Source organism: Pseudomonas sp., assembly GCF_037994325.1.
Taxonomy (GTDB): Bacteria; Pseudomonadota; Gammaproteobacteria; order Pseudomonadales; family Pseudomonadaceae; genus Aquipseudomonas.
Genome location: NZ_JBBNAH010000700.1, coordinates 1 through 2,891, shown reverse-complemented (window position 1 = coordinate 2,891; position 2,891 = coordinate 1). Strand labels below are relative to the sequence as shown.

General features: G+C 56.7%; 2 protein-coding genes. Both read left to right on the top strand.

Annotated elements, in window-relative coordinates; genetic code table 11:
* Positions 1-338: 338 nt before the first annotated feature.
* Positions 339-1,856 carry an acetyl-CoA hydrolase/transferase family protein gene (locus AAAB16_RS23140; protein WP_340665458.1) on the top strand — a complete coding sequence of 506 codons (1,518 nt, stop codon included), beginning with the start codon at positions 339-341 and terminating at the stop codon, positions 1,854-1,856.
* A 445-nt stretch (positions 1,857-2,301) separates the two neighbouring features.
* Entirely contained in the window at positions 2,302-2,514 is a 213-nt protein-coding gene (locus AAAB16_RS23135; protein ID WP_340665457.1) for a DUF1127 domain-containing protein, read from the top strand.
* Positions 2,515-2,891 lie beyond the last annotated feature (377 nt).

Sequence of the window (2,891 nt, the reverse complement as noted above, 5' to 3'; positions counted from 1 at the left end):
ACCCAACCTACGGAAGTGCTGTAGCCCGGGGGTGGAAGGGGTTATGCCAGCCAATCAGAGCCAAATCAACGGCCCCTCACCCCAACCCTCTCCCGCAAGCGGGAGAGGGGGCTTGACGGTGTAGGCGCGATGAATTCGGTCATTCCCCCGCCCAGGCGCCTGACGGTGTAGGCGTGTGAACTCGATCATTCCCCTCGCCCGCTTGCGGGAGAGGGGCTAGGGGTGAGGGGCTCTACCCTCAACACAAAATCCCCATTAGACGTAGGTATAAAGGCAACCCCCAGGCAAATCCTTAGACTGTCGGCCCTTCACCGTCCGTACCGTCCGAGGCCTCCCCCATGTATACCGATCGCGTGCGCTTGCCCTCCCTGCTGGGCAAAGTGATGAGTGCGGCTGACGCCGCGTTGCTGATTGAAGACGGCATGACCGTCGGCATGAGCGGCTTTACCCGCGCTGGGGAAGCCAAGGCAGTACCGCAAGCGCTGGCCGAACGGGCCAAGCACTCGCCGCTGAAAATCAGCCTGATGACCGGCGCCAGCTTAGGCAACGACCTGGACAAACAACTTACCGAAGCCGGCGTACTCGCCCGACGCATGCCGTTCCAGGTCGACAGCACCCTGCGCAAGGCGATCAACGCCGGTGAGGTGATGTTTATCGACCAACACCTGTCGGAAACCGTTGAGCAACTGCGCAACCACCAGCTCAAGCTGCCCGACATCGCCGTGATCGAAGCCGTGGCCATTACCGAGCAAGGCCATATTGTGCCGACCACCTCGGTGGGTAACTCGGCCAGCTTCGCGATTTTCGCCAAGCAGGTAATCGTCGAGATCAACCTGGCACACAACCCGAATCTGGAAGGCCTGCACGACATCTATATACCAACTTACCGACCAACCCGTACGCCGATCCCGCTGACCCGCGTGGAAGGCCGCATCGGCAGCACCGCCATCCCGATTGATCCGGCAAAAATCGTCGCCATCGTGGTCACCGACAAACCGGACTCGCCGTCCACCGTGCTGCCGCCGGATGTCGACACCCAGGCGATTGCCAATCACCTGATCGACTTCTTCACCCGTGAAGTGGCGGCCGAGCGCATGACCGATAGCCTCGGCCCGTTGCAAGCCGGTATTGGCAGCATTGCCAACGCCGTAATGTGCGGGCTGATCGACTCGCCGTTCCACGACCTGACCATGTACTCGGAAGTGCTGCAAGACTCGACCTTCGACCTTATCGACGCCGGCAAGCTGCGCTTTGCTTCGGGCAGCTCCATCACCCTGTCGCAGCGGCGCAATACCGACGTATTCGGCAATCTAGAAAAGTACAAAGACAAGCTGGTACTGCGCCCACAGGAAATTTCCAACCACCCGGAAGTAGTTCGCCGCCTGGGCATTATCGGCATCAACACCGCGTTGGAGTTCGACCTGTACGGCAACGTCAACTCCACCCACGTTGGCGGCACCAAGATGATGAATGGCATCGGCGGCTCCGGCGACTTCGCCCGCAATGCGCACTTGGCGATCTTTGTGACCAAGTCGATCGCCAAGAGCGGCGCGATTTCCAGCGTGGTGCCGATGGTTAGCCATGTCGACCACACCGAACATGACGTGGACATCTTGGTAACCGAACAGGGCTTGGCCGATCTGCGCGGCTTGGCGCCCCGTGAACGCGCTCGGGTGATCATCGACAACTGTGTGCACCCGGATTACCGCGATGCGCTCAATCAATACTTCACAGCAGCGTGCGCCAAGGGTGGCCACACCCCACATCTGTTACGTGAGGCATTACAGTGGCATATCAATTTGGATGAAAACGGCCATATGCTCTGGACCAGTGCAGAACAAGAAAAGTTAGCCTAGCACGCTAAAAATGTACAAAAGGCGCAATAGAGCAGCCCTCTATTGCGCCTTTTTGCTTTCTAATTTCGTACAGATTCAGCGCTACGCAATTTTTGCGCAGAGCAAGGCTCTTCCCCTCACCCGCACAGTTGCAGCAAAACCCGAGAAAATCTGTTTTCTGAGGACCACAACAGGGAAAACACCTTTCGCGAATTGAAAACTGTACTGGTCACTACCTTAGCAAAATCAGAAACCTGGCGAATCCGACAAGATTTTCTGAGTAAAAACGCCTCAATATTGGGCATACCAATACAGTTTGCACCGTTATGGATAAAACAGTTTGGGTAAAAACTTCCCACCACCAGCACAATTTAAGAGAACTGTGACTACAAGGTCAGCTGTACGAAGCGCAACATAGCCTCCAGTTAAATAACCAATGCCGCCATAAGCGGAAGGAAGCAAAGCCATGGAACGTACCCTCAGTTCCGACATGTTCGAAAGCACCAACTCGAAAGCCCAAGCTGCACTGCCACTGCGCGTTATCTCCAACCTGCTGCTCTGGCAACGCCGCATGTCCAGCCGCCACCAGTTGGCACGCCTGGATCCACGCCTGCTGGCCGACGCAGGTATCAGTGAAGCCCAGCGCTTTGCCGAGCTGAGCAAGCCGTTCTGGCGTTAATAGCTGCAACTGTTGTATCTGGCTGAAGCCGACGTTAGCGCATCAGCCACTGAATTGAATAAACAAAGCCCGCCCGCATTCACATGCCGGCGGGCTTTGTCGTTCTTAGCGAGAAATTTGACCGTTCGTACAGCGACCGGCATAACAGCCAGTACAGTTTTAAAAAAAGTTAAACTGCTGCAATACAATTCCGCCTCTCTGTGACTGCCGCTTGGGTATCGACGCGAGGGACTATGTTTCCCCATACCCAGCACTCGCACTAAGCGAGAAGGACATGTGCCATGGAACGCACACTCAGCCAATCGGCAAGCCAAACCACCGCCCCAGCGAAAACCACCTGGCCACTGCGCCTGCTTGCCGCGATTACTGTATGGCGT